26 protein-coding genes and 2 pseudogenes are annotated in these 26,776 nt (G+C 61.6%); 14 read left to right on the plus strand and 14 right to left on the minus strand.

From position 1 onward, the window contains the following. Positions 1–32 precede the first annotated feature (32 nt). Positions 33–1,541, minus strand: a complete 1,509-nt coding sequence (locus CRO59_RS12770) for a serine protease (protein ID WP_097087719.1) — start codon at positions 1,539–1,541, stop codon at positions 33–35. Positions 1,542–1,634: 93 nt separating this feature from the next. Continuing rightward, positions 1,635–2,786, minus strand: a complete 1,152-nt coding sequence (locus CRO59_RS12775) for an MFS transporter (RefSeq protein ID WP_097087721.1) — start codon at positions 2,784–2,786, stop codon at positions 1,635–1,637. 371 nt (positions 2,787–3,157) lie between these two features. On the opposite strand from CRO59_RS12775, the gene CRO59_RS12780 reads away from it, so the two are divergent. Continuing rightward, positions 3,158–4,138: a DeoR family transcriptional regulator gene (locus CRO59_RS12780; protein WP_027614005.1), complete on the plus strand. Its 981-nt coding sequence runs from the start codon at positions 3,158–3,160 to the stop codon at positions 4,136–4,138. Positions 4,139–4,266: 128 nt separating this feature from the next. On the opposite strand, the gene codA is transcribed toward CRO59_RS12780, so the two are convergent. From codA to CRO59_RS12805, 5 genes are all read right to left on the minus strand, one after another. Beyond that, positions 4,267–5,514 (minus strand): cytosine deaminase, encoded by a 1,248-nt coding sequence (codA, locus tag CRO59_RS12785; protein ID WP_097087722.1) that lies wholly within the window; start codon positions 5,512–5,514, stop codon positions 4,267–4,269. Between the two features lie 14 nt (positions 5,515–5,528). Then, on the minus strand, positions 5,529–6,800 hold the full coding sequence (gene codB / locus CRO59_RS12790) for a cytosine permease (RefSeq protein WP_097087724.1): 1,272 nt from the start codon (positions 6,798–6,800) through the stop codon (positions 5,529–5,531). Between the two features lie 243 nt (positions 6,801–7,043). Further along, complete coding sequence (locus tag CRO59_RS12795) at positions 7,044–7,856, minus strand: alpha/beta fold hydrolase (RefSeq protein WP_097087725.1); 813 nt, start codon at positions 7,854–7,856, stop codon at positions 7,044–7,046. A 202-nt stretch (positions 7,857–8,058) separates the two neighbouring features. Next, positions 8,059–8,415 carry a 6-carboxytetrahydropterin synthase QueD gene (gene queD / locus CRO59_RS12800; RefSeq protein WP_003223505.1) on the minus strand — a complete coding sequence of 119 codons (357 nt, stop codon included), beginning with the start codon at positions 8,413–8,415 and terminating at the stop codon, positions 8,059–8,061. Between the two features lie 95 nt (positions 8,416–8,510). Beyond that, positions 8,511–9,590: a patatin-like phospholipase family protein gene (locus CRO59_RS12805; RefSeq protein WP_097087727.1), complete on the minus strand. Its 1,080-nt coding sequence runs from the start codon at positions 9,588–9,590 to the stop codon at positions 8,511–8,513. Positions 9,591–9,851: 261 nt separating this feature from the next. Between CRO59_RS12805 and CRO59_RS12810 the strand changes: the two genes are divergently transcribed. Genes CRO59_RS12810 through CRO59_RS12825 form a run of 4 tightly spaced genes read left to right on the plus strand, consistent with a single transcriptional unit; the run spans position 9,852 to position 12,453 of the window. Further along, positions 9,852–10,160 (plus strand): PepSY domain-containing protein, encoded by a 309-nt coding sequence (locus CRO59_RS12810; RefSeq protein ID WP_097087729.1) that lies wholly within the window; start codon positions 9,852–9,854, stop codon positions 10,158–10,160. Next, positions 10,160–10,471 (plus strand): PepSY domain-containing protein, encoded by a 312-nt coding sequence (locus CRO59_RS12815; RefSeq protein ID WP_007915591.1) that lies wholly within the window; start codon positions 10,160–10,162, stop codon positions 10,469–10,471. The genes CRO59_RS12810 and CRO59_RS12815 overlap by 1 nt, the downstream gene beginning before the upstream one ends. A 3-nt stretch (positions 10,472–10,474) precedes the next feature. After that, positions 10,475–11,143, plus strand: a complete 669-nt coding sequence (locus CRO59_RS12820) for a response regulator transcription factor (RefSeq protein ID WP_003223514.1) — start codon at positions 10,475–10,477, stop codon at positions 11,141–11,143. Continuing rightward, entirely contained in the window at positions 11,140–12,453 is a 1,314-nt protein-coding gene (locus tag CRO59_RS12825; protein ID WP_097087730.1) for a sensor histidine kinase, read from the plus strand. Before CRO59_RS12820 ends, CRO59_RS12825 begins: the two co-directional genes overlap by 4 nt. Positions 12,454–12,585: 132 nt before the next feature. Here CRO59_RS12825 and CRO59_RS29270 read toward each other — a convergent pair whose 3' ends face one another. Together CRO59_RS29270 and CRO59_RS29275 are read right to left on the minus strand one after the other, a co-directional pair. Continuing rightward, positions 12,586–13,341 carry a methyl-accepting chemotaxis protein gene (locus tag CRO59_RS29270; protein WP_371262551.1) on the minus strand — a complete coding sequence of 252 codons (756 nt, stop codon included), beginning with the start codon at positions 13,339–13,341 and terminating at the stop codon, positions 12,586–12,588. 102 nt (positions 13,342–13,443) lie between these two features. After that, positions 13,444–14,832 (minus strand): annotated as a pseudogene (locus tag CRO59_RS29275) (HAMP domain-containing protein); the annotation flags it as partial. Positions 14,833–15,187: 355 nt separating this feature from the next. Between CRO59_RS29275 and CRO59_RS12835 the strand changes: the two are divergent. The 3 genes and pseudogenes from CRO59_RS12835 (at position 15,188) to CRO59_RS29285 (ending at position 18,387) form a co-directional block, all read left to right on the plus strand. Then, positions 15,188–16,507 (plus strand): Na+/H+ antiporter family protein, encoded by a 1,320-nt coding sequence (locus CRO59_RS12835; protein WP_097087731.1) that lies wholly within the window; start codon positions 15,188–15,190, stop codon positions 16,505–16,507. A gap of 197 nt (positions 16,508–16,704) precedes the next feature. After that, positions 16,705–17,529, plus strand: a pseudogene (locus CRO59_RS29280) (cache domain-containing protein); the annotation flags it as partial. Between the two features lie 102 nt (positions 17,530–17,631). Next, positions 17,632–18,387, plus strand: coding sequence for a methyl-accepting chemotaxis protein (locus CRO59_RS29285; protein WP_371917818.1), 756 nt, complete (start codon positions 17,632–17,634; stop codon positions 18,385–18,387). 126 nt (positions 18,388–18,513) lie between these two features. Here the strand turns inward: CRO59_RS29285 and CRO59_RS12845 are convergent, their stop codons facing one another. Beyond that, entirely contained in the window at positions 18,514–19,449 is a 936-nt protein-coding gene (locus CRO59_RS12845; protein WP_097087734.1) for a LysR family transcriptional regulator, read from the minus strand. 113 nt (positions 19,450–19,562) lie between these two features. Between CRO59_RS12845 and CRO59_RS12850 the strand changes: the two genes are divergently transcribed. The 3 genes from CRO59_RS12850 to CRO59_RS12860 all read left to right on the plus strand — a co-directional run bounded on the left by CRO59_RS12850 (position 19,563) and on the right by CRO59_RS12860 (position 21,693). Next, complete coding sequence (locus tag CRO59_RS12850; protein ID WP_097087815.1) at positions 19,563–20,048, plus strand: DMT family transporter; 486 nt, start codon at positions 19,563–19,565, stop codon at positions 20,046–20,048. 4 nt (positions 20,049–20,052) lie between these two features. Continuing rightward, entirely contained in the window at positions 20,053–20,508 is a 456-nt protein-coding gene (locus CRO59_RS12855) for a DMT family transporter (RefSeq protein ID WP_027614318.1), read from the plus strand. A 1,017-nt stretch (positions 20,509–21,525) separates the two neighbouring features. Beyond that, positions 21,526–21,693, plus strand: a complete 168-nt coding sequence (locus CRO59_RS12860; protein ID WP_081730276.1) for a metallothionein — start codon at positions 21,526–21,528, stop codon at positions 21,691–21,693. A 22-nt stretch (positions 21,694–21,715) separates the two neighbouring features. On the opposite strand, the gene CRO59_RS12865 is transcribed toward CRO59_RS12860, so the two are convergent. After that, positions 21,716–21,988: a hypothetical protein gene (locus tag CRO59_RS12865; RefSeq protein WP_097087736.1), complete on the minus strand. Its 273-nt coding sequence runs from the start codon at positions 21,986–21,988 to the stop codon at positions 21,716–21,718. 40 nt (positions 21,989–22,028) lie between these two features. Further along, on the minus strand, positions 22,029–22,256 hold the full coding sequence (locus CRO59_RS12870) for a DUF6555 family protein (RefSeq protein WP_027613849.1): 228 nt from the start codon (positions 22,254–22,256) through the stop codon (positions 22,029–22,031). A 145-nt stretch (positions 22,257–22,401) separates the two neighbouring features. Between CRO59_RS12870 and CRO59_RS12875 the strand changes: the two genes are divergently transcribed. From CRO59_RS12875 to CRO59_RS12885, 3 genes are all read left to right on the plus strand, one after another. Continuing rightward, positions 22,402–23,169 carry a helix-turn-helix domain-containing protein gene (locus tag CRO59_RS12875; protein WP_027613850.1) on the plus strand — a complete coding sequence of 256 codons (768 nt, stop codon included), beginning with the start codon at positions 22,402–22,404 and terminating at the stop codon, positions 23,167–23,169. 211 nt (positions 23,170–23,380) lie between these two features. After that, positions 23,381–23,554, plus strand: a complete 174-nt coding sequence (locus CRO59_RS12880; protein WP_007969534.1) for a DUF1427 family protein — start codon at positions 23,381–23,383, stop codon at positions 23,552–23,554. Positions 23,555–23,582: 28 nt separating this feature from the next. Beyond that, the gene (locus CRO59_RS12885) at positions 23,583–24,539 is read left to right on the plus strand and encodes a zinc-binding alcohol dehydrogenase family protein (protein WP_097087739.1); all 957 of its coding nucleotides are present in this window, start codon (positions 23,583–23,585) and stop codon (positions 24,537–24,539) included. Positions 24,540–24,659: 120 nt separating this feature from the next. Here the strand turns inward: CRO59_RS12885 and CRO59_RS12890 are convergent, their stop codons facing one another. Both CRO59_RS12890 and CRO59_RS12895 read right to left on the minus strand, forming a co-directional pair. Further along, positions 24,660–25,682, minus strand: a complete 1,023-nt coding sequence (locus tag CRO59_RS12890; RefSeq protein ID WP_097087741.1) for a purine nucleoside permease — start codon at positions 25,680–25,682, stop codon at positions 24,660–24,662. A 15-nt stretch (positions 25,683–25,697) separates the two neighbouring features. Then, complete coding sequence (locus CRO59_RS12895) at positions 25,698–26,657, minus strand: nucleoside-specific channel-forming protein Tsx (RefSeq protein WP_027613853.1); 960 nt, start codon at positions 26,655–26,657, stop codon at positions 25,698–25,700. Positions 26,658–26,776 lie beyond the last annotated feature (119 nt).

A 26,776-nucleotide genomic window follows, 5' to 3' on the forward strand; every position in this document is an offset into this window, starting at 1 on the left:
TTTCACACGGTTCAGCCACAAAAAGCCTGAAGCTATTGAGGGATCAGAAACTCGATGGTCGGCCCGGGATTCCCGGCCAGGTCTGCGCCTTTGAGGCAGACGTTCTTTCGGCCATTGGCAATGGAAACATGGAACACGCCTGTGGAGGGTGATACGCGTTGAAATCCCTGCCCGTCATTGCAATTGATGCTTCCGGGCTGGCCGTACTTGTATTGAAATCGGGCGGGATCCAGATCCGGTGAAACCGGAAATACCCTGATGTCGTATTCGTCGCCACCTACCGCTTCGACCTTATAGGCAGGCTTCAGCGGTGCGGGCGCGTCCATCATCCAGCGCCAGTAGACGCTGGGTGTTCTTCCGGCCCATTGCTTGGGTACGTCCGTAGGCCGCTGTTGGCCAATCAGGCAGAGAAAGTACAAGCCTGAGCCGTCTTTAAGTTCATGACTCAATTGATTATCGGCGTCCGGTGCAGCCGTTCGCACTTGGCTATAGCCATCAAGGTTCTGACATTCGTCCAGAGTGCGCGTAAAGCGATAGCGGTAGTAAGGCGCGGTTGTGGTGAACGTTTGCAGCCATCGCCAAGGCACGACTTGTCCATGTTCGTCGCGCTCGAGCTTGGTGTAATCGCTGTTTTGCGACGAACCAGGAAACGACCAGTTCTCGCCCAGCGAACAACCGTCCAGACGTGGATTGAAATGTCCCTTGGCGAAACAGGCGTCCAGCCCATCGGTTGTGGAGGCGTAATTGGTATTGCTGCGTTTGTTGACCTGTCCCGCCACGACTTCGCAGGGCGCGCCCTTGTCGCAGCGATTGCGGTCACTCCCGCGAGTGGTGGTGCCGAGCACACCCACAATTTCATTGGTGTAACGCGCAAGCAGTGGCGAGCCTGACAGCCCGCTGACAACATCGAGACAACGGTTGCTCAGTTGTCCGACCCAACGCCATGGGCCTTCAATAATCGCCGCCGAGTGTTCTTGTTTGCAGGCCATGCGCTGAATGAAACCGTTCATGGGCGCGCCGGTGATCAGAATGTCGTCTTCGCTGTCCAACGGGGCCCGCGCCAGTTTCAACGGCTGGATACCGTCTCTGATCAACTGTTCCAGAGGCTGTTCAAGCTCAATGATAGAGAGGTCTTGACCGCGTAGCGTGCTCCAGCCGACGCGACTGACCGTGTAGGAACGGCTTTGCGGTTGCGTGTCGAAAAAATAATTGAACGTCACCCGACCCTTTGCAGGTTGATTGACGATGATCTCGTTATTGCCTATCTCCGGATGTGTGCAGTGTCCGGAGGTCAGCACGTAGGCGGGTTGCGATACTGCTCCGGGTTCTCGAGTGTCAATCAGCGTGCCGGAGCAGGTCATGCCGTCTTCAACTTCAACACGGCCAATGGCTTGCCAATGCGCATAGTTCCCGCCGGCATTGGCCAGGCGCTCAGCGGGCGCAAAATTGGCAGTGCCTTCACCCCAGTCGTATCGATTGACGGAGGCACATCCCTGGAGAATAGTGATTAGCGCAATAACTGATCCTGTTCCAATGTTCATGCCGGATTTCCTTTTCTCCTGAGCTGGAAATCAACCCTATGATTGGGGGCAGGGCTTGTCTACTGTCAAACCTGACAGGTACCGCGCCAATGTTCAGACTTTCAAGGTCTTGCCGCCGATGGCCACCGCCACCAACAACACCGCCATCAAGCCAAACGCAAAACTCAAACTGCTGGCATGCGCGACAAAACCGATCACCGCCGGCCCCGCCAGAATCCCTGCGTAACCCAGCGTGGTGATTGCCGGCACCGCAATGCTTTCCGGCATCACCGTCTGCTTGCCCACCGCCGTATACAGCACCGGCACGATGTTCGAACAGCCGGCGCCGACCAGCGCATACCCCAGCAGCGCGGCTTCCCAGCTCGGGGCGAAGGTCGCCAGAAACAGGCCTGCCGCTGCCAGCAGCCCGCCAAACAGAATGATCCGCGTAGCCCCGACACTGCGCACGATCCGGTCACCCAGCAGGCGTCCCACCGTCATGGTCAGGGCAAATGCGGCGTAACCCAAGCCCGCATACGCCGTGTCGATCCCGCGTTCCTGGGCGAGGAACACCGCGCTCCAGTCCAGCGCTGCGCCTTCGGTGAGGAACACGATGAAGCACATCCCGCCGATGAACAGCACGATGCCGTGGGGAATGGCGAATGCCGGGCCCGAGCTTTCACTGCCGTACGGCAGCATGTGCGGCACCGCTTTGAACAGCGCGCCGATCAACACCGCCACCACCACCAGCATCGCCGCCAGTGGCGTCAGGCCGAGGCCGAGGAGGGCGCTGACACCGGCCGCGCCGACAATCCCGCCGAGGCTGAACAGGCCATGAAACCCCGACATCATATTCTTGCCACTGGCCCGCTCGACGATCACCGCTTGCAGGTTGACGGTCGAATCCACTGTGCCCAACCCGGCACCGAACATGAACAGCGTGGCGATCAGCGCCGGTATCGACGACACCGTCGCCAGCAACGGCAGCGCCGCGCAAATCAGCAGGGTGCCGCCGGTGGCGACTTTGCGGCAGCCAAAGCGCGTGGCGAGAATCCCCGCCAAGGGCATCGCCAGAATCGAGCCGACCCCCAGGCACAGCAGCAGAAGGCCCAACGTACCCTCATCGAGTCCGGCGCGGGCCTTGGCGTACGGCACCAATGGCGCCCACGCGGCAATGCCCAGGCCGGCGATGAAAAAAGCGATGCGCGTCGACATCTGTTGCAGGCGTCCGGGGACGAAGGTGTCTTGGGGGTTGAGGCTGGTCATATCGATCCTTGGCAAAAAACGTCGCGTCCCCGAATGACAGTGATAGCGCGTCGAGGTTCGATCGCAAGTCTCGGGGGCGGTGCAGCCGACATCCTAACCTGTGGGAGCGAGCTTGCTCGCGAATGCGGTGGTTCAGGCGATGAGATTGGTGGCTGATACGCCGCTTTCGCGAGCAGGCTCGCTCCCACAGGGTTTTGCACAGAACGGACATTTGTGAGCGCCAGTCATCCAATGTGGGAGCGAGCCTGCTCGCGAATACTGTGTATCAGCTAATCAATATGGCGGCTGATGCACTGCTATCGCGAGCAGGCTCACTCCTACAAGGGATCGCGGTTTACAGTGATGGCTCGACAAGGTGAGTGAGGCTAGTGATGACGCAGTTTTACGATGCACGGGGCAATATCTACGGGGTGGTTTCGCCTCAGGCACTTCGTGAGGCGGGGATCGATTTGCCTGTCGGTGCCGCGCAGTGTGCCTTGTCGAGACAGGCATGGAGTCAGGCAGCCATTGCGCTGTGCTGCGACTGGCCTGAGGGGCAGCGTCCGGCGGGGAGCAAATCCCATCGCAGCGATGGCCTGCTGATCGGCCCGTTTCAGTCGGCAGCGCCGTTCGACGTGCTGATCGTCAACACCGACGGCACCTTGGCCGAGCGCAGTGGCAACGGTCTGACGATCTTTTCCCAAGCGTTGCTTGAGCAGGGGCTGATGCGGGAAGAAGGCGCGTTGCTGAAGGTGCATCACGACAAGGGCGACGCCGTGGAAACTTCGGTGAAACCAGCTGCAGTCGAAGGCGTTCACGGCTTCTGGCTGGATCTCGGTCAACCGGGCTTCGGGCCTTCAGCGGTGACCGCCCGGAATGTTGAAAACCGCGAATTCAATGGTCATGAAGTGAGCCATGTAAAACCATTGGCGCAGCTCGATCCCGCGTGGCAGCACAGCCAGTTCGTGCGCATCGGCAATCCGCATTGCGTGACCTTGCTCACCGACGTTGCCGTGTTGCCGAGCAACTCACAAATGCGCGAATCGCCCTGGGCTGAAGGCCTGACCCGAATCGCCTACGCGATGCCGACCGGCGCCGGCCAGCCATGCCCGGCGGGCATCAATCTGCAATGGGCCGCGCTTGAGTCCGCGCAGCGCATCGTCGCCCGAGTATTCGAGCGTGGCGAAGGGCCGACGGCGTCTTCCGGCACCAGTGCCAGTGCGGTGGCCTGCGCAGCATGGGCGGTGGGTTGGGTGGCGAGCGGCGAAGTGCACGTCGTCATGCCGGGCGGGACGGCGCCGGTGTTGCTCGAAGAAGAGCAGGGCGAATTGGTGCGGGTCAGGCTGTTTGGTACGGCTCGATTGATCGACTGAAGCGGCAATCGCCTTCGCTGGCAAGCCAGCTCCCACAGAGTTATGTGGTGAACACAAATCACGCGTTCACTGCTGGATACTGTGGGAGCTGGCTTGCCAGCGATGAGGCCATCAGCCTGACAAAAGTTTCAGATTTGTCCGCTGCTGAACGCCACCACCGGCATCTGCCGCTGCATCAGCACCTTGCCGCCACGAATCGAATACAGCGGCAGGCCCTGGCTGCGGATCACTTCGTAGTCGCTGTCCGCCGACAGAATCAGCAGATTCGCCGGGCGCCCCTCTACCAGGCCATAACGCTCGCCCAGGTGCATGGCCTTGGCACTGTTGTCGGTGACCAGATCCAGCGCGTTCTGCAGGTTGCGGTAACCGAGCATGTGGCAGATGTGCAACCCGGCTTCCAGCACCCGCAGGATGTTGCCGTTGCCTAGCGGATACCAAGGATCGACGATCGAATCCTGGCCAAAACACACGTTCATCCCGGCTTCAAGCAATTCATTCACGCGGGTCACGCCACGGCGTTTCGGGAAGTTGTCGAAGCGCCCCTGCAGGTGAATGCTTTCGGTCGGGCACGAGACGAAACTGATCCCGGAATGCCCGAGCAGGCGGAACAGTTTGGCGCAGTAAGCGTTGTCGTAAGAACCCATCGCCGTGGTGTGGCTGGCGGTGACCCGCGCGCCCATGTCGCGGCTGCGCGCCTCTTCGGCGAGCACCTCAAGAAAGCGCGAGTGCGGGTCGTCAGTCTCGTCGCAATGCACATCGACCAGGCACCCGGTGCGCTCGGCCAGGTCCATCAGAAACTTCACCGAACTGACACCCTGATCACGGGTGTACTCGAAATGCGGGATGCCGCCAACCACGTCGGCGCCCATGCGAATCGCTTCTTCCATCAGCTCGCGACCGTTGCGAAACGACTCGATGCCTTCCTGCGGGAACGCGACGATTTGCAGGTCGATCAGGTGCCGGGTTTCTTCGCGGACTTCAAGCATCGCCTTCAGCGCGGTGAGCTGCGGATCGGTGACGTCGACGTGGGTGCGCACGTGCTGGATGCCGTGTGCGGCCAGGGCCTGGATGGTCTTTTTCGCGCGGGTCTTGGTGTCTTCTTCGGTGATGGTGACTTTGCGCTCACCCCAGCACTCGATGCCCTCGAACAGCGTGCCGCTCATGTTCCAGCGCGGCTCGCCAGCAGTCAGCGTGGCGTCGAGGTGGATGTGCGGCTCGACGAAGGGCGGCACCACCAGATTGCCGCCGGCGTCGAGGTCGCCGGGGGTGAGGGTCGGGGCTTCGGTCTGGCGGCCGATGCTGCGGATCAGGCCGTCTTCCAGGTGCAATTCGTGCAAACCGTCCTGGTTGCGCAGTCGGGCGTTGATGATGTGCATCAGGCGAATCCTTCTTATAGGTCTGGTAGTGGCGCACTGGCGCGACGGGCGCCGAGCAGGCCGGTGACGATGACATACGTTAGCGCGGCGGCGGCAATCCCTACCAGCGGTGCGACCCAGGGCGAATGGAACGCGGCGAGCGTGCCGACCGCGTAAGCCCCCAGCCCCGGCCAGTTGAACGCCGGCAGCCGTGCGTCGGCCAGCCGCGGATAGCGCCCGCGCCAGCGGAAGAAAAAGTCGGCCATGATCACTCCGCCAATCGGCGGAATCACCGTGCCCAGCAGAATCAGGTACGGCACCAGCATGTCGTACATGCCCAGCAGGGCGAGCAGGGTGCCGATTACCGCGCCGGACAGGGTCACGGTTTTGCGTCGGCCGGTGCGCAGCAGGTTGCAGCCGGCGACGGCGAAGTTGTAGATGGTGTTGTCCTGGGTGCTCCAGATATTCAGTAGCAGCATGGCCATTGCGGCCATGGCGAAACCTTGCAGCAGCAACACTTCAACCACGTCGGGCTGCTGATAGACGATCGCGCCGTAGGCACCGATCAGCACCATCAAGCCATTGCCGATGAAAAATCCGATCAGGCTCGCCAGCACGGCAACCCGTGCCGAGCGCGAGAAGCGTGTCCAGTTGGTCGCCTGGGTCGCGCCGCTGACGAAGGTGCCGAACACCAGCGTGATCGCGGTCGACCAGTCCAGCGAACCCGTCGGCACCACGCTGAGCAAACCTTCGAGGCCACCGACTTTTACCGTCGCGACCCACATCGACAGCATCAGCAGCAACATCATCGCCGGCACCGCGATGTACGACAGGATCTCCAGGCCGCGATAACCGATATACGCCGTGGCGCAGAACACCAGGCCGAACAGCACCATCAAGCCGAGCACTGTGCCTTGCCCCAGATCGAAGTATTTGCCGAGCACCACGGCGGCGGTCGCAGTGCCCCAGGCGTACCAGCCGATCTGGGTGAAACCGAGGATCAGGTCACTGAGCTTGCTGCCGACTTCACCAAAACAGAAACGCCCCATCAGCACGGAGTTAAGTCCGCTCTTGAAGGCGATATAACCGAGGCCTGCCGCATACAGACCGAGCAGCAGGTTACCGACGACGATCACCGCCAGCATCTCGCCAAAACTGAACGCCACGCCGAGCTTGCCGCCGGCGAACATGGTTGCGGTGAAAAACGTGAAACCGAGCAACACCATGGCGGTTGAGGCCAGACCTTTGCGGGCATGCATCGGCACTTCGCTGAGCGGGTAGTCGTTGCCAGGGTCGTTCTGCGTCATGGGGCGTTCCTTGCTGAAGAGGGGGGACGCGGGTTGGGTTGCAGTGGTCGTGCCAAATGCTGATTGGCGCGGGTTATGTATAGACGAGGCGCATGGATTGGCGCGAAAGCGGTGCAACTGAATGCACCCGAGCCCAATGTGGGAGCGAGCCTGCTCGCGAAGGCGGCGTGTCAGGCGACATTTGCAATGGCTGATATTCCGCTTTCGCGAGCAGGCTCGCTCCCACAAGGGATGGGTGTTGGGTCAGAGGAATCTGAGCAGGGCGGCGACGATCGCTTCCGGGGCGTCCTCCTGGACCAGGTGGCCGGCGTTGGTGATGGGGTGAAATAGCGCGCCAGGAATCATCTGGTGCAACGCCCGACCCCGCTCGATCGGAATCCACTGATCGGCTTCACCCCAGAGAATCTGTACCGGGCAGCGGATGCTCGGGTACAGCGGTTCGGCCTCGCGGGTGTAGCGCTCGTCCATCTGCGCGATCTGCCGATAGAACGCCGCTTGCCCCGAATCGCCGAGCCACGGTTGCACGTAGGGCGCCAGTTCAGCGTCGGGGATGTCGCGGTGAATCGCCCCGCGAATGTAAGTCGGGACGATCGCGCGCTGGATGTAATCGGGCAGGCCGCTGAACGCCGTTTCATGCTGGCGCACATGCTGCACGAACGGCGATCCCCATGGCGTCAGCGCCACCGGATCGATCAGCGTCAGGCTGCGGTAGTCCTTGCCATTGAGCAAATGCGTGCGCAACGCGGTGGCGCCGCCGAAGTCATGGGCGACCACGTCCGGGCGCTGGATGTTCCAGTGATCGAGCAACTGCGCGAGCAGTTGATTCTGTACGCCGAGGGAAACATCGGCATCCGGTTGTGCGGAGCGCCCGTAACCCAGCAGGTCGAAATAATGCACCCGGTGACTGGCAAAGAAATGCGGCGCGATGCGGTGCCACACATACGATGAAAACGGCGTGCCATGCACGAACACCAGTGGCGGGCCATCACCGCGCACGGCGTGGCGCACCGGATGCCCGTTGAAATCGAAGACCTGATCCAGCAACCAGTCCGTCATCGACCTGTCCTCTTGGCGGGGTTGAGCCAAAAAGCATAGGCATAAAAAAACAGCCGTGAAGGCTGTTCTCTATTTTCCTGACAAACACCGATCCTTTGTAGGAGTGAGCCTGCTCGCGATAGCGTCGGCACATCCGAAATCAATGTGTCTGACAAACCGCTATCGCGAGCAGGCTCACTCCTACAGGGGGATTTGTGTTGGATCACTCACCGCGATAGATGCAACCGCTGGTGCAGGTCTCGTGAATGCGGATCGCGCTGAGTTCCGGCAGCAGCGGCTTCATTTCATTCCAGATGAATTTGGCCAGGACTTCGCTGGTCGGGTTTTCCAGGCCGGGAATGTCGTTCAGGTAGTTGTGATCCAGACGCTCGTACAGCGGCTTGAAAATAGCCTTGATCTCGGAGAAGTCGCGGATCCAGCCGGTGTGCGGATCGAGGTCGCCGCTCAGGTGAATCGCCACCTTGAACGAGTGACCGTGCAGGCGTCCGCACTTGTGGCCGTCCGGTACGTGCGGCAGGCGGTGGGCGGATTCGAAAGTAAATTCCTTGAAGATTTCCACAGTATTTTCGGCTCTGTTCAGGTGGCGTTCGCCGCAGCGATTCGGGCAGGCGGCGAGTTTACCAGCTTGTGTTTGGCGATGCGGGAAAACACTGACTAAAGGGTCAGCAAGCGCTCGGCGAGGCGACCATTGGCAGCCAGTTCAAGAAACTCGTCACCGAGACGGCGGCTTTCGTCCATCGCCGCGTGCCAGTATTTCTGCCGACTCGGCGCATCGCCCATGAAGCGCTTGAAGTCGTTACGGTCCGGCAGTTTGCCGTAGGGCAGGCGCGCCAGATATTCCTTCGACGGTGCCAGCAACAACACGTCCTGCAAGCGCTCCACCGAGGCGCGGCGCCACGGCAGGGTCTTGTCGAACCAGCCCGGAATCACCCGGTCGGTGAAGTGCGGATAGAGCACGATGCCGTCGCCGCTGTAGGGCAGGTCGAGGTGATAGTCGAGCAGGCCGCCGTCGCGGAACGTGCCGGCACCGGCGCCCGGCAGGTCGCGCACGCCTTCCATGACCATCGGGATCGATCCCGAGGCCAGCAGCGCCTGGCGCAGATTGCCGGCGTCGAGGGCGACGAAGCGCGACGGAAAGTCATTCAGCGCATTCAACGGCGGGGCGAGGCGCGGGTCGTGAATGATCAGGCGTTCGAAGTGCCGCGACAGCCGCGCGCGACCGCGCAGGTTATCGGCGATCACCGAACCCAGCGCCAGACCGAGGCGGCCACGATGATCGTCGGCCAGGCGTCCGTGGCTTTTCACCACCATGATGTTCAGGCGGTAGTCGGCGTTGTTGAGGATGCTGGCGTCGCGGCCGTCGAGCAGGTCATTGAGCATGCGCTGCGAGCTCTGGCTGATCTCGGCCATGGTCACGCCTTTGTTGAAATTCTGCTCGGCGTACAACTGACCGAGGCGGCGGATGCCTTCAGCGGCGTCCGGCAGGCAGGCGCTGGCGAAGCGCCAGGAGCCGACTGAAGCACCGATAAGCGAGCGCTCACGCGGCGCGCTCGGCAGCCACTCACCGAACAACGCCAGGTCCAGCCCTTGAATCCCCAATGCCTTCGGCCCACCGGCCGCACCGGGCAGGGTGCCGACGTCAGCGGCGTTCAGGCCCTGGGCACGAATGCGCGCCATGGCCCGTGGGCCGGCCTTGAGGGTGAGGGCGGGGAACTTGATGTGGATGGCAGTCATACCGGTCTCGATCGTTAGCAAGCTTTGGATTATAGGCGCACTACTTGACCCAGTGGGAGCGGGCTTGCTCGCGAAGGCGTTGTGTCAGTCGCCGTCATTATTGCTGACCCACCGCCTTCGCGAGCAAGCCCGCTCCCACAGGGTTTTGCATGAATCTGCAAATGTGGTTGGTGTCAGGGGCAATGATGGCAATTCAGTTTCAGTTAAGTTCGCACCGCTATGGTGCCGACCGTAGCTGCACATAAAAACACGGAGACACCCATGAAAACCCTGACTGCCCTGTCCATTGCCTCGATCATCGGCCTGACCGCCAGCCTCGCCCATGCCCGCGATCTTGGCCCCGATGAAGCCCTGCGTTTGCGCGACGCTGGTACTATCGTCTCCTTCGAGAAGCTCAACGCCACGGCGCTGACCAAACATCCGGGGTCGACCATCACCGATACCGAGCTGGAAGAGCAGTACGGCAAGTACATCTATCAGATCGAAATGCGTGATCCGCAAGGGCTGGAGTGGGACCTGGAATTGGACGCTGTGACTGGGCAGGTTCTCAAGGATCATCAGGATACGTAATGAAGGTTAATGTTCGCGCCACCCGCCGCACGGCGCTGGCGCTGGTGATGTGTTGTTCGACGGCCATGGCCCGCGATCTCGGTCCGGATGAAGCGCTGGATCTGCGCAAGCAGGGCGTGATTCTGCCGCTTGAGCAAGTGCTGCAGCAGGCAATGGACCGTTACCCCGGCGCAAAACTGCTGGAAGTCGAGCTGGAAGAAAAACACGACGTCTACATTTATGAAGTCGAGTTGCTGACCGTCGAAGGTGTTGCGCGTGAGTTGCACCTGAAGGCCGATACCGGCGAACTCGTGAAAGACAAGGAAGATTGACCGATGCGTTTGCTACTGGTGGAAGACCACGTGCCGCTGGCCGACGAACTGATCGCCGGCCTGCAGCGCCAAGGCTACGCGGTGGACTGGCTGGCGGACGGACGCGATGCGGTCTATCAGGGCAGCAGCGAGCCCTATGACCTGATCATTCTCGACCTCGGTCTGCCCGGCGTTCCCGGGCTGGAGGTGCTGGCGCAATGGCGTGCCGGTGGCCTGTCGACCCCGGTGCTGATCCTCACCGCCCGCGATTCCTGGGCCGAGCGCATCGAAGGCCTGAAGGCCGGCGCCGACGATTACCTGACCAAACCGTTTCATCCCGAAGAGCTGCATTTGCGGGTGCAGTCGTTGCTGCGTCGCTCCAAGGGCCAGGCCAATCAGCCGACGCTCAAGGCGGCCGGCCTGCATCTGGACGAAGGTCGCCAGTGCGTGATTCGCGACGGCAGCGAGATTCAGCTGACCGCCGCCGAATTCCGTCTGCTGCGTTATTTCATGCTGCACCCGGAACAGATCCTGTCGAAAACCCACCTCGCCGAGCACCTCTATGACGGCGAGACCGAGCGTGATTCCAACGTCCTCGAAGTTCACGTCAACCACCTGCGGCGCAAGCTGGGTAAAGCGGTGATCGAAACCCGTCGCGGCCAGGGTTACCTGTTCGGCGGGCAAGCTTCGTGAGGTCGATCCAGCGCCGTTTGAGCCTGGGCTTGATCAGTGTGATGGTGATCGTCGGTCTGGTGCTGGCGCAAACCAGTCTGTGGTTGTTCGAAGTCGGGTTGCAGCGTTATCTCGAGGCCGGTCTGCGCAACGACAGCGAAAGCCTGCTGGTCGCGCTGGTGCGTGGCCCGCAAGGTTTGCAACTGGATGAGCGGCATCTGTCGCCGGCCTATCAGCGACCGTTTTCCGGGCATTACTTCCGCATCGATTTTGCCGACAGCCACTGGCGCTCGCGTTCGCTGTGGGATCAGGATCTGCCGCTGCTGGAACATCCCGGTTTGCACAGCAACCTGCAACTGGGCCCGGACGGTCAGCAGTTGCTGGTCTTGCGTTCGGACTATCGCCGGCTGGGGCAGTCGATCTCGATCAGCGTTGCGCAGGATTACACCCCGGTGCGCGAGAGTTTCCAGCGCATGCGCCAGATCGGTCTCGGGCTGGGCCTGGCCGGTTTGCTGCTGATTCTGCTGCTGCAACGGCTGACGGTGCGCCGCGCGTTGAAGCCGCTGGAACGGGCGCGCGAGCAGATCGCCCAGTTGCAACAGGGCCAGCGCTCGCAACTGGACGATCAGGTGCCGGTGGAATTGGAGCCGCTGGTGGCGCAGATCAACCATTTGCTGGCGCACACCGAGGACAGCCTCAAGCGCTCGCGCAATGCGCTGGGCAACCTGGGACATGCGCTGAAAACGCCGTTGGCGGTGCTTTTGAGTCTGGCGTCGAGCGAAAAACTCGATGCCCACCCGGAGCTGCGCCGAATCCTCAAGGAACAACTGGAGCAGGTGCAACAGCGGCTCAATCGCGAGCTTAATCGCGCGCGGTTGTCAGGTGATGCGCTGCCCGGCGCGCTGTTTGATTGTGACGCGGAACTGCCGGGATTGCTGGCAACGCTGAACATGATCCACGGCGAGCATCTGGCGTTGAGTTACGTCGCGCCGCCGGGGCTGCAATTACCGTGGGATCGCGAGGACTTGCTGGAGCTGCTCGGCAACTTGCTGGACAACGCCTGCAAATGGGCGGACGCCGAGGTGCGTCTGACCGTGATCGAACGGACTGACGGCTACGCCCTGAGCGTTGAAGATGACGGGCCGGGAATTCCTGAAGAGCAACGCACTCAGGTGTTCAGTCGTGGCACGCGGCTCGATGAGCAGACTGACGGGCATGGCCTGGGGCTGGGAATTGTGCGTGATATCGTCGAGACGTGGGGCGGGTTGCTGGTGTTGGGCGAGAGTGAGTGGGGCGGGCTGAAGGTGGTGATCGAGCTGCCTAAACGCTGATCTCCCCAACACCACCAATCCCCTGTGGGAGCGAGCCTGCTCGCGAATGCGCTGGATCAGACACATCATCGCTGACTGACATACCGCTTTCGCGAGCAGGCTCGCTCCCACATTGGGTTTGGCAATGGGCTGTCAGACCCGGAACTGATCCATCAGACTCTGCTGTTGATTCGCCAGGCTGTTCAGCGACTGGCTCACCCGCGCCGACTCATTGGCCTGTCCGGACAGCGATTCGGTTACGTCGCGAATGGTCGCGACGTTGTTGTTGATCTCCTCGGCCACCGCGCTCTGTTCTTCCGCCGCGCTGGCGATCTGCAGGTTCATGTCGCTGATCACCGTCACCGCATCGCCGATCTGGCGCAATGCGGTAACCGCTTGCCCGACCTGTTCGACACTGCCCTGAGCCTGACGATGACTGTTGCCCATCGAGCCGACCACATCCTGGGTACCGGTCTGCAGTTGCTCGATGACCTGACGGGTTTCTTCCACCGACTCCTGCGTGCGGCGGGCAAGGTTGCGCACTTCGTCGGCGACCACGGCAAAACCACGCCCGGCTTCACCGGCACGCGCTGCTTCGATCGCCGCGTTGAGCGCCAACAGGTTGGTCTGTTCGGCGATGGCGCGGATGGTTTCCAGCACGGTGCCGATCTTCTCGCTGTTGGCAGCCAACCCTTCGACCTGAACCATCGCCGCGCTCATGTCGGCGGCGAGCGTGTCGATGCTCGCGGTGGTGCGGTCGATCACGGTCAGGCCCTGACGGGTGGCGCGGTCGGCGTCCTTGGCCGCTTCGGCGGCTTGCGCGGCGCTGCGTGCAACGTCCTGCGCGGTGGCGCTCATTTCGTGGGAGGCAGTGGCGACCTGATCGACCTGACGGTATTGCTGCTCCATGCCGGCGCTGGTCTGGGTGGCGATGGCCGAGGACTGGTCGGCGGTGTTGCGCGCATCCTGCACCGAGCGTTTCACCTCGGCGATGATCGGCTGCAACTTGTCGAGGAACTTGTTGAACCAGCCGGCCAGTTGACCGAGTTCATCTTTCTTGTCATACGCCAGACGCCGGGTCAGATCACCTTCGCCGCTGGCAATGTCTTCCAGCATATGCGCCACGCCGAGGATCGGTTTGGTCACGCTGCGCGCCATCAGCCACACCAGCAGCAGGCCGACCAATGCCGCCAGCACGCCGAGGCTCAGCTCGATCAGGGTGCCGGAGTTGTTGCTCGCATCCAGTTGCTGCTTGAGCGCTTCGGCGCGGCTGACCAGCACCTTTTCCGGCACGTCGAGCAACACGCCCCACGACGGGCCGCCGGGGATCGGCTGGAACGGCGACAGCACTTTCAACTGGCCGTTGCTGTGCAGGCTGCTGACGCTGCTGCTGGCGGCGAGTTGACGCAGCAGTTCGGCGCCGCTGACGGTGTCCACGGCATCCAGGCGCTTGCTCAGTTTGCTGGCGTCCGGGCTGTAGCCGGCGAGCAGGCCGGTGGGGCTGATGATGCTCACGGCGGTCTGGCCGTCGTAGAGTTTTTTGCTCGCGCCCTGGCTGATCGCCTGCAGGCTGTTGAGGTTGATGTCCACCGACAGCGAGGCGATGACTTTACCGTTGACCATCAGCGGGAAGACGATGCTGGTCATCAGCACGTTCTGGCCGTCGATCACATAGAAGTACGGTTCGATTACGCACGGCTTGAGCGTGGTGCGCGGACAGGTGAACCAGGCGTTGGCCGCCTGACCGCTGGGGCCGGTGCTGGTGTCGGCCATGTCGCTTTCCGGCAGGGCCATCGAGGTGACTTTGCCGGGAGTCGGCTGCGACCAGTACAGGGCGAAGCGGCCCTTGTCGTTGCTGCCGAGTTCAGCCTGACCGGCGAACAGTTCATCCTTGCCATCCAAGGCGTTGGCTTCGAACACCAGCGACAGACCGAGCAGATCCGGGTTGGCTTGCAGCGCGGACTTGACCTGACGGGTCATGTCTTCGCGCAGGTCGAAGGCATCGAGGAAGCGCTTCTCGGCCTGTTCGCGCAGGAACAGCACCTGCCGCGAGAAGCCGTGGCCATATTGATAGGCGTCCATGAACTGCTGGCGAATCCCGGCAGCCTGCACCTCACCCTGCGACTCAATGCGCGCCTGGGCCGACTCGGTCAGCATCTCCATGCTCGAAGCCTTCACCAGCTCGGAGCTGTGCTCCATGCGATACAGTGAAAGACCCACCAGCAGGGTCACGATGCCCGCCAGGCACAGGCCGGCGAGCAGGGTGATTTTCCATTGAATGGAAAGTTGTCTGAGCGACATGGAGACGTCCTTATTCGATAAATATCTGAGACTTTGCACTGTAACGGCCGCGTTTCGGCTTTCTTTATTATTCAAGCGCAATATGACCAATTGCCGCATGCTGGCGATCAGATACCTGTGGTGAGGGGATTTATCCCCGATGGGGGGCGAAGCCGCCCTCACAATCGTTCAGAGAAATTGCATAGTCAGGTTTGGCGACTGCTGCGCAGCCGATCGGGGATAAATCCCCTCGCCACACGGTTCTCCATTGCCCGTTACATTGATCTCCTTACCGCAGGGTTCTGCATTGCCAGTTACATTTCAGTTCAGCCGCTCGCTTTGACACCGCCGCCACTCTGCGGCACAGTGCGCGCCCTTCTAATAAGACCCTCTTTGCAAATCCGCCGGTTAACCGTTGGCGGACTCATCCTGTCTGGCGGTGATGATTTCATCGCAGTGTTTTTGAGGTAGTGAAATGAATGCAGTGATTGCTGCGGTCGGCGTCATGCTGATCCTCAGCCTGTCCCGCGTGCACGTGGTGATTGCCCTGATCGTCGGTGCGCTGGTCGGTGGCCTGACCGGTGGTCTGGGCATCGACGCCACGCTCAAGGCGTTCAACAGCGGCCTGGGTGGCGGGGCGACGGTGGCGTTGTCCTACGCATTGCTCGGCGCTTTCGCCGTGGCGATTGCCAAGTCCGGTCTGGCCCATGCGCTGGCCGACAAGGCCCTGGCGATGGTCGATCGTCAGCATTCGACCGGCGGCGGCAGCGTCAAGTGGCTGCTGATCGGCCTGCTGTGGGTGGTGGCGATTGCCTCGCAGAACATCCTGCCGATCCACATTGCGTTCATTCCGCTGCTGGTGCCGCCGCTGCTCTATGTACTGACCAAGTTGCAGTTGGATCGCCGGTTGATCGCCTGCGTCATGACCTTCGGCCTGATCACCCCGTACATGGTGTTCCCGGTGGGTTTCGGCAACATCTTCCTCAACCAGATCCTGCTGGCCAACGTCAGCAAGGCCGGGGTCGATATCAGCCAGATCAACGTCATGCACGCCATGGCGATTCCGGCGCTGGGCATGGTCTTCGGCCTGTTGCTGGCGGTGTTTTTCAGCTATCGCAAGAAGCGCGTTTACGATCTGCAGAAGATCGAACAGGTCGAGCAAGTCAGCGTGGCGTACAACCCGAAGACCATCGCCATTGCCGGTCTGGCGATTGCCGCCGCGTTCATCATTCAGTTGCTGCTGGATTCGATGATTATCGGCGCACTGGCCGGGTTCCTGATCTTCTCGGCGTCGGGCATCGTCAAATGGCGTGAGACTGACGACCTGTTCACCGAAGGCATGAAGATGATGGCGATGATCGGCTTCATCATGATCTCCGCCTCGGGTTTCGCCGAAGTGCTCAAGGCTACCGGCGAAGTGCGCTCGCTGGTCGAAAGCGCGGCGGCGTGGATCGATCACAGTCAGGCGATCGGCGCGCTGTTGATGCTGCTGGTGGGCCTGATGGTGACCATCGGTATCGGCTCGTCGTTCTCCACGGTGCCGATTCTGGCAGCGATTTTCGTGCCGCTGTGCGTGCAGCTGGGCTTCAGCCCGATGGCCATCGTGTGCATCGTCGGCACCGCCGGGGCGCTGGGCGACACCGGCTCGCCAGCCTCGGACTCGACGCTGGGCCCGACCTCGGGTCTGAACGTCGATGGCCAGCATCACCACATCTGGGACACCGTGGTTCCGACCTTTCTGCACTACAACCTGCCGCTGCTGGCGTTCGGTTGGGTGGCGGCGATGGTCCTCTAAACCCGCCAATCACCTGTGGGAGCGAGCCTGCTCGCGAAAGCGGTGTGTCAGCTAAAAACAGGCTGGCTGACACGACGCCTTCGCGAGCAGGCTCGCTCCCACAGGAATAACAGGTTTTTCTCCAGACTCAACTTTTGCTATTGCGTGCCGTTAACGCCTTTAACCACGCCAATAAAACCAAAAGAGTGAGCCCCCCAATGCGCTTGAGTCTCAAGGCCAAAGTCCTGTCCCTTGCCGTCCTGCCGGTGCTGCTCTTTGCGCTGGTCATCAGCCTGACCACGCTGTTTATCCTCCAGCAACAGGCGCACACCGAGGTCGAGCAGACCCGCGAGCGCCTGCTCGCCGACGCCAAGGCCACGCTGCAAAGTTACGTCGCCGTGGCCATGACCACGATCAAACCGCTGTACGACGCTGCCGCCCCCGGTGACAACGCGGCGCGGGCGCAGGCGATCAAGCTGCTGTCGGGCATCCGCTACGGCAAGGACGGCTACTTCTTCGGCTACGACTCCGAGACCGTGCGCCTGTTCAAGGCCAACGACCCCGAAGGCGTGGGCAAAAGCTTCAAGGACAACCGCGACCCGAACGGCGTCTACGTCAACCTCGGCCTGGTGAAAGTGGCGAAGGACGGCACCCACTATCTGCAATACAGCTCGCCGCTGCCGGGCAATGCCAACGTGCTGGTGCCGAAACTCGGCTACACCGAGTACCTGGCGAAGTGGGACATGGCGGTCGGTACCTCGGTCAACCTCGACGGCATTGAAGCGCAAGTGGCAATGGTCGAGGCGCAAGTGCAGGAGCGCATGCAAGGCGTGATCCTCAGTATCGTCGGCGTGGCGGTGCTGGTGCTGTTGGTGATTGCCATCGCGGGGATGCTGTTGGCCAACACCATTCTGCGGCCGTTGAACCTGATGAAAGCCAACCTCGACGACATCGCGGCGGGCGAGGGCGATCTTACGCGCCGGTTGAATATCACCAGCCAGGACGAACTCGGCGAACTGGCCGGCTCGTTCAATCGCTTCGTCGACAAGATCCACGGTCTGGTGCGGCAGATCACCGAGATGACCACGCAACTGACTGGCCTGGTGAATCAGGTCTCGGATCAGGCTCAGCGTTCCGATCAGGCCATGGAGCGTCAGCGCCACGAGACCGATCAGGTCGCCACGGCGATCAACGAGATGTCCGCCGCCGCCCAGGAAGTCGCCAAGAGCGCGCAGAACGCCGCGGTCGCTGCGCAGCAGACCGACGAAGAAGGCCAGAGCGCCAAACGCGTGGTGGCCGGCAGCATCAAGCAGATTCATGCGCTGGTGGATGACATTCGCAGCAGCGGCGTGTCGCTCGACAGCCTGCAGCAGGACGTGTCGTCGATTGTCGGCGTGCTCGGGGTGATCCGTTCGATTGCCGAGCAGACCAACCTGCTGGCGCTCAACGCGGCGATTGAAGCGGCGCGTGCCGGGGAGGCCGGGCGCGGTTTTGCGGTGGTGGCGGACGAAGTGCGGGCACTGGCCAGCCGCACGCAGATCAGCACCCAGGAAATTCAGGGCATGATCGATCGCCTGCAAGCGGGTACCCAGTCGGCGGTCGAGGCGATGCGCCGTTCCAGTGAAGCGGGCGATGGCACTTCGGCGCAGGCCAATCAGGCCGGGGCGTCGCTGGACGCGATGGCTGACCTGATCGCGACCATCAACTCGATGAACGCGCAGATCGCCAGCGCGGCCGAGGAACAAACGGCGGTGGCCGAAGAGATCAACCGCAGCGTGCATCAGATCGCGGTGGCGGTGGACAGCGTGGCGGATGAGACCCAGTTGGGCGCGCAGACTTCGCGCAGTCTGGCGGAACTTGGCCAGCGATTGGGCAAACTGGTGGGCCAGTTCCGCATTTAAAAAGTCTGTAAAACCTCATTGTGGGAGCGGGCTTGCTCGCGAAGGCGTCATGTCAGTCAGTATTCTTGTATCTGACACACCGCCTTCGCGAGCAAGCCCGCTCCCACATTGGGTTTTGTGTAGGACTTAGGGTCTGTCCCAGTACGGCACTTCGCCAAAGCACTCGACAAAGAAATCGATCACCGTACGCACCTTCACCGACAGCCGCCGGCTCCCCGGCCACAGCACTGCGATCTGCTGCGGCTCCAGGCTGTTCGACACCTGATATTCGCCCAGCACTGGCACCAGCGTGCCTTCGCGCACCGCCTCACCAATCAGCCAGGACGGAAACATCACCAGCCCCAGGCCTTGCTCGGCGGCCTGGGTGAGGGTGTCGGCGTGGTTGCCAGTGATCGGGCCTTTGACCGAGTAAGGCGTCCAGTCGCCCTGATCCTTACGGAAAAACCAGCGTTGCTGACCGGTCGCACCTTTGTAGGCCAGGCACTGGTGTTGCGCGAGTTCGTCGGGATGCTGCGGCGTGCCGTGGCGCTTCAGATAAGTCGGGCTGGCCGCGACCTGGAAACGGTGCGGCGCCAGAATCCGCGCCTGCATGCTTGAGTCGTGCATCGGGCCGATGCGAAACAGCAGGTCGGCGCCTTCCTGCAACGGGTCGACGTAATGGTCGGTCTGCTGGATGTCCAGTTGCAGCTTCGGATAGCGCGCGCACAACTGACCGAGCCACGGCGTCAGATGCCGTTGGCCGAACACCACCGGCGCGTTGATCCGCACCAGCCCGGTGGGTTCGCTTTGCTGTTCCTGCAACGCCTGCTCGGCCTCTTCCAGTTGCACCAGCACCAGCCGCGCATGGTGGCCGAGCATGCGCCCGGCCTCGGTCGGCATCACGGCGCGGGTGTGGCGGTAGAGCAATTGCTGGTTCAGCGCCTGCTCCATCAACTGGATGTACCGTGAAATCGAAGAGGGCGCCACGCCCTCGCGCCGGGCGACTTCGGAAAAACTGCCGTGGTCGAGCACCGCCACAAACAGCCTGAGTGCCTTGAATCCCAGTTCATTCAGCCCGTGCATGGATCTTCCTGCTGTGCGAGTTGCGCAAAAGTGTTGTCCGGATGCTCCCATTTATCGCACAGCTACGCCAGCCGATAATCCGCGCCATCGTTTACTTGCGTGGGTTTTGGATGATGCAGACATTGGATGAAGTGAGTGTGCCGGCGCCGGCGACCCGGTCGTGGTTGCGCCTGTTGTTGCTGCCGCTGGTGATTCTGGCCGGCATGGGCCTGTCGGTGGAGGCCGGGTTACTGGGGCCGCTGGGGGAGCAGGTCGGGCATCTGTGGGCGACCTTGAGCATCTTCGGCGTGGGTTCGGCGATTCTGTTTTTGCTGCTGTTGTTCGCCGGCCCGCAGAAAGGCCCGGCGCTGACCGATCTGCCGCGCTGGCAATTGATCGGCGGCTTTCTCGGGCCGATGTACGTGGTGGTGCTGACCCTGGCAACGCCGCATATCGGGATCGCGATGACGATGATCGCGATCCTGTCCGGGCAGGTCGGCAAGAGTGTGCTGATCGACCATTTCGGCTGGTTCGGCGCGACGCGCAAGAAGGTCAATGCCGAGCGGTGGCTGGCGTTGGGGTTGATAGTGGTGGCACTGGTTCTGATTGCGCGGGGTTGAGAATATGAGTCTGGTTATTTTGTTGGCAGTGGTGGTGTTGGCTGGCGCGGTGTTGAGTGTGCAGGCGGCGATCAATGGACGCCTCGGTGAAAGCGTCGGGGTGTTGCGCAGCAGTTTGCTGACGTTTTTCGTCGGGGCTGTGGTCACCGGATTGTTGATTGTGTTTTTTGAGCCGGCGCATGCGGTGAGTTTGCTCGATGTGCCGAAGTGGCAGGTCTGCGGGGCGCTGTTTGGCGTGGTTTACATGATGGTCATGGTTGGCGCGGTGCCTGTTGTGGGGACTGCGGTGGCGACTGTTGCGGTGATTGTTGGCCAACTTGGGATGGGGATGTTGATCGACAATTTTGGCTGGCTGGGGAATCCGGCGATCGAGCTTTCGTCTTCGCGGGTGTTGGCGATGGTTTGTCTGGGGTTGGCTTTGGTCTTTATGTATCGGAGTAGTGTTCGCGGTTCTGATTGAGTTTTGGGTGTATATCCGTTGCTGCGGTAACGGCGGCTTAGGGTTCCGCCCTTACGGCGGGTCACTTTTTCCAGACGCCGAAAAAGTAACCAAAAAGGCTTTACCCTGACGTTCGGCCCTCGCCTAGGCTCGGGTTCCTTCGCTGCGGGATTCATCCGGGGGGCAGCGCCTACGGTTTGCTTCGCTGCACCTCCTCTCGCTGTGTTTGGCTGCGCCAAACGGTCGCTGCGCTCCCACCCCCGGATAAATCCCTCCACTCAGCCTGCCGACGGGCCCTCAGATCAAAAGCGGTACTCGAGCTAACGCTCATTGTGTTGAGTGGGGCGGCTTCGCCGCAAGGAGTGCACGCTCTCTAAATTGTAGGAGCCAGCCTGCTGGCGATGGCGGCCTGCCAGCCGACCAATCTCTTGCGGATGCACCCGGCCCAACTGTGGGAGCGGGCTTGCTCGCGAAGGCGGCCTGTCAGCCGACCAATCTCCAACTGAATACACCCAATCCCCTGTAGGAACTGCCGAAGGCTGTGATCTTTTGATCTGCTTTGGCTTTGGCTTTGGCTTTGTCTTGGCTCTGGCTCTTGATTTGGCTTTTGATCTTCAGCCCCTTCGGCAGGCCGAGCGGAGGTGTTCATCCGGGGGGTAGGCGCGCAGCGCCATGCGGCGAAGCCGCATCCATCGAGAGGAGGTGCAGCGAAGCAAACCGGAGGCGATGCCCCCGGATGGACACCGTAGCGAGGGAACACTGAGCCTAAGCGAAGTGCCGTACGCCGGGGCAAAGCCTTTTGGGTTACCTTTTCGGCGTTTGGAAAAGGTGACTCGCTGTAAGAGCGAAACCGCCAGCGGCAGCACCCGAAGAAACGGATATTCACCCGATATCGCCAGTACCCGAAGAAACGGATATTCACCCAATTCCCGAAAAAAACCAGATCAAAAGATCGCAGCCTTCGGCAGCTCCTACACTGTTCTCTACGGCTTGCCCTCGCAAGCCCCAGACAACCACCAAAAAAAGGAGTCTGCCCCCATGCCCGATAGAAAATGCGACTGCCCCAACTGCAAATGCACGATCAAGGAAGGCGACCACGCCTACGCCGTGCACGGTAAACACTATTGCTGTGAAGCCTGCGCTCACCACCACAAGGGTGGTGAAGAGTGTTCAAGCAAAGGCTGCCATTGCGCCCACCCCAAATAACCGCGCGCAAAAAAAGTGGAGCCTAATCAGGCTCCACTTGCAGTTTCAGGCTTTCATCATCCAGCCGTTCGGTATGGCGCACCGTGCCTTGCAGCCGTCGCCCGTCAACCATGACCACCACGGTTTTCGCCTGGTCGAGGTCTTCCGGTAACGGCGCCGGCACACGCAGGGCGAAGCTATACGGGTCGTCTTCGACAGCCTCAAGACCCACCCGACAGTCCACGCTTTTGGTGATACGTCCGAACAGGGTGTCCAGTCCGTAATCCAGATGCGCCGGGCTGAAGATGCTGGTCATTGTTTACGCCCCCAAAGAGTCCCCATCGCCTGACGAGAGTCTAGCTCGCCGGTCGCCATGTGACATTTTCCACGCCGAATTTCTCCGCCATCGGTTTGCTGGTCTTTTGCACTTTTTCCCGGCCGAAACGCGGGATGCGACCCACACCGGCATCGCAGCTTGCCCAGTGCCACGCCTCGGCGTTGTCCATTCTGTCCGAGCGGATAATGAACGACTTAGGCGTGCCGTGAAGGGTGTAATCGATGACAAACAGTTTTGCGTTGTTCATAAAGCCCGTAATCCTCCCTGTGGTATTAGAAGGATCGCGGCGCGTCGGGAAAATTCACTCGGATTGTCCGACGGTATCTATCGTTGTCGACGCTGTGACCGACTGGTTACCATGCGCCTTCCGCCAACCCCAATGAATGCTCGCCATGGCCCTCGCCGCACCCCCCGATCTCACGGATACCGATGTGCCGGTGCAACCGCTGGCGCGTACCTATCCGCGTGGTTTGTTCATCGAGCCGCACGAGCATGTCTGGGGGCAGTTGCTGTATGCGATGAGCGGGGTGATGTGGGTCGAGACCCCGCATGAGGCACTGGTGGTGCCGCCGCAGCGCGCGGTGTGGTTGCCACCCGGGGTGCCGCATGGAATTCGCGTGGTGTCGGACTTGCAGATGCGTAATATCTACCTGCGCCCGGTACTGGCGGCAACGCTGGATCCGACAGTGCAGGTGATTGAAGTCGGAGGGCTGTTGCGCGAGTTGATCGTCGGGCTGGTGGAGCAGGGCTATAGCGGTGAGCCGGCCTATTACGACGCGTTGGTCGGGCTGGCGTTGCTGGAGCTCAAGCGTGCCCGGCGCTCGCAATTGAAGATCCCGCTGCCGGACGATTCCGACCGGCGCCTGATGAATCTGTGCCAGGCGGTGATGGCGTCACCGTCGCTGGACATTCCGTTCGAACAGCACGCGGAAAACGCCGGGGCCAGCGTGCGCACGCTGGCGCGGCTGTTCAAGGACAGCCTCGGCATGGGCTTCGCCGAATGGCGGCGGCAGGTGCAACTGGCGACGGCGGTGGCCGAGTTGATTCAGGGCGTGCCGGTGAGCGCGATCGCTCGCGAGCTGGGGTATTCGCCGAGCAGTTTCAGTGACATGTTCCGGCGCGAACTGGGCGTGGCGCCTTCGCAATTTACGATCACCTGAACGCAATCCCTGTGGGAGCGGGCTTGCTCGCGAAAGCGGTTTGTCTGTGAAGCATAAAGTGACTGACCCGCCGCCTTCGCGAGCAAGCCTGCTTCCACAGGGGATGGCAGAGAACGCGGGAATTGGCCGAAATTCAGAAGTCCTTGGCCGACACCTCTGCCGATCCTTCCCTAGACTTTGCCCATTCCTTTCACGCGGCGGAGTTTCCTCCATGAACTACCTGATTTCGCTGGCCATCGGTCTGGGTGTCGGCCTGCTCTATGGCGCACTGGACTTCCGTTCCCCGGCACCTCCGGCCATCGCGCTGGTGGGGCTGCTGGGCATGCTCGCGGGTGAGCAGCTGTGGCCGATGGGCCGGCAACTGGTCGCCGGTTGGCTGTCCTGAATTCCTTTTCCCTTTGATGGATGTCCTCATGAAAGCACTGCAATTCGATAAAACCGGCGATCTGTCTTCCCTGCATTTCGTCGACGTACCGACCCCGCTGCCCGGCGCTGATGAAGTGCTGGTGGAGATCAAGGCGGCCGGTCTGAACCCCAGCGATGTGAAGAACGTGCTCGGACGATTTCCGTACACCACGTTGCCACGGATTCCCGGGCGTGATTTTGCCGGTGTCGTGGTCGAAGGCCCGCAGGCGTTGCTCGGTCAGGAAGTCTGGGGCACCGGGCGTGAGCTGGGCTTTTTCGCCGATGGCTCGCACGCGCAGTTCGTCAAACTGCCAGCCAATGGCGTGGCGCACAAACCGTCGCACTTGAGTTTCGCCCAGGCGGCCAGCCTCGGTGTGCCGTACACCACGGCGTGGGATGCGCTGGAGCGTAGCTTGGTGACGGCTGAGACCCGTTTGCTGGTGATCGGCGGCGGCGCGGTGGCCACGGCGGCGTTGGCTCTGGCCAAGGTGCGCGGCGCGCAGATACTGGCAGCGGCGCGGCGGCCGGAGCAGGTCAAGGAGTTGCAGGCGCAGGGCTTCCAGACGATTCAGCTGGATAAACCCGAAGACCTCGGCGCGCAGGTCAACGCGGTGTACAGCGGCGGCGCCGACGTGATCTTCGACACCACCGGCTTCTGGCTGCCGGCCTCGGTCGCGGCATTGGCAGCGTTCGGGCGGATCGCGATCATCGCCGCACCGGTCGACGGCCATGTACAGTTGCCGGCGCTGGCGTTGTACCGCAAGGGCGGTTCGGTGGTCGGGATCAACTCGCTGCTGTACGGCGTGCAAGCCTGTGCGGCGATGCTCGAGCAGTTTGGGCGGTTCTTTGATGAGGATCTGTTGCCGTTGCCGCAGGGGTTGGTGCAGGTGCCATTGGCGGAGGGGTTGGACAGCTACGCGCAGGTGAATCAGGGCAGTGGCGACAAGATTATCCTTATTCCCTGACACCGCAAAACAACTGTGGGAGCGGGCTTGCTCGCGAAAGCGGTGTGTCAGCGAAGCAAGTATTGGCTGATACACCGCATTCGCGAGCAAGCCCGCTCCCACATTTTTACCGTGTTGTACTCAGGATTGCGGGACGCCGTTTTCCCACGCCGACCAGTTTTTCAGTATGTCCTGCACCAGCGGATTACCCGCGCGATAGAGATTCTCCAGCGCCGGCACGAACCCGCCCTGATCGGCGTATTTCAGCAGATTATCCACTTCACTGCCGCCCGGTGCCGGCCGATCAAAGTCAGAGCCGGCACGCACCACGGCCAGACGCTGCACATCCACCAGACCTTCGCGACTGGCACGCAGCAGCGCTTCATAGGTGGAGTTGTCTTCCTGTTGTGTGGTGCAGTATTCACCCTTGTTATCGGTCAGCAGTTTGGTCCAGACCTCGGCGCGTTCGCTCAGGCGTGTACCGGAGAACCAGGTGTTGCCCGCCAGCGTGTCGCAGCGCGTGACCACGGGCGGCTGATTGGCCGGGGCCGACGGGTATTTCCGGCGCCACGCCGCCGATTCCTTGCTCTCGCTCAGTTCGACCTTGTGGCTCAGGGCGAAGGCTTTGGCCTGCAGTGTCGGGTTGAGTTCGAAGACTTCGGTCTTGTAGTCCAGAGGCGGCTTTTCGTTCGGACCCTTGGTGTTGATACCGAGGTAACCGGTCGGCCAGCTCGACGGCGCATCGCGCGAATCCAGCTCCCATTGCGTGCCGAACTCCACCAGGTAATGCGCCCAAGCGGCGGTGCCGATGGTCCCGTGTTTCGGGCTGATGCCGGCGATCCCGGCGATCAGAAACCAGCTTTTGCGCAGGTCGAATTTTGGCGACAGGGCCAGTGCCAGGGTCGAGGCGGCGGCATTGGTCTGGCCCATGCCGGTGGTCAGCAGGCACACCTGTTGCGCGTTGCAGCGGATGGTCGGGTACTCGGCGGACAGCCCCGGTACGCGGATTTCCTGCTTGAGATCGAGGCGCTCGATCCAGTTCTGCGCCTCGGGGGCGAACATGGTGATCAGCACCACTTTCGGCTGGATCGGCGCTTCAGCCGCCCACGCCGTGGAAGAGAGCAGGGCCGCAGCGGCCAGGGTCAGACGCGTCATTGCTTGCATGAGAATCTCCTGATTTCAGAACTGGTAGCCGATGCCGGCGTAGTAACCCCAACCGTTGGAGCGCGCGCGGAAATTGCCGTCGCCGAAGTTCAACTCACTGCCGTCCTCCCAGTTGCCGCCGTTATGGAAGTAACGGCCGACCAAGGTGAAGCGCAGGTGGGTGAACGAGTACAACAGCACGTTGGTCGCCACCGTGGCATTGGCGGTGCGTGCCGGGTTGTCCTTGTGAATGTCCGAGCCGAAGTCGAAGTTGGTGAAACCGATGTAGGTCAGCGACGCGCCGTTGCTGAATTTGTCGATGGGCACGATGTACTTGAGCTGCGCGCGGTAGCCGTCCCATGAATACTCATTGCTCGCGCCGTAGTTTTCCCACTGGTAGCGCCCGTACAGGTTGGCCGACAGGTTGACCCGCGAATGGGTGTCGATGTCGGTGCCGAAGCCGCTGTACAGGGTGTTGGCGCGGTTCTCTTTACGGCTGCCGTGATCGTAGATCCAGTCGAACGCCACGTACCATTCCTTGAACGGGCCGATGGCCAGGCTGCGGCCGGCGAGGTAGTCGATGGAGATGCGCGGCTCGTGTTCCATGAACACCGGTGAGCCGTGATCCCACACGCCTTTGTCGTGGCTGTTGCCGATGTTGAAGATCTTCGGAATGTCGACGTAGCCGTACAGCTCGAACGGACCCTTGCGCCCGAAGTACTCGTATTCCAGGTAGATATCGTCGGCCGGTTGCGGCCCGAAGCTGATGTCCTTGCTGCCGATCAGCGTCAGGTCCTGATTATACCAGTCCGACAGATACGCGCCTTTTTTCGGCGGGGCAGCTTCCGGGCTGAGGGCTTCGCCCTGAGCGGATTCGTCGGGCAGGGCCGGTTGCGCCAACGCGCTGTGGCTGAGAACTCCGGTAACGCCGGTCAGTAGCAGGGAAACAGCAAACGTGCGCGCAAACGGGGCGCGAAGAAGGGAAGCAGCGTGCATTCAAAGTCCTTTTTTGCGGATCGAGGCCCGGGTTCTGCGGGTCTGTACGGTTTTGTTACGAAAAAGCCGTTATAGGCAGGTCGCAAACGTTTGCACAAGGCGTACCAGTTTTCCAGATA

The sequence above is a fragment of the Pseudomonas sp. LAMO17WK12:I5 genome (genome assembly GCF_900215165.1).
In the GTDB taxonomy this organism is placed as follows: domain Bacteria; phylum Pseudomonadota; class Gammaproteobacteria; order Pseudomonadales; family Pseudomonadaceae; genus Aquipseudomonas; species Aquipseudomonas putida_A.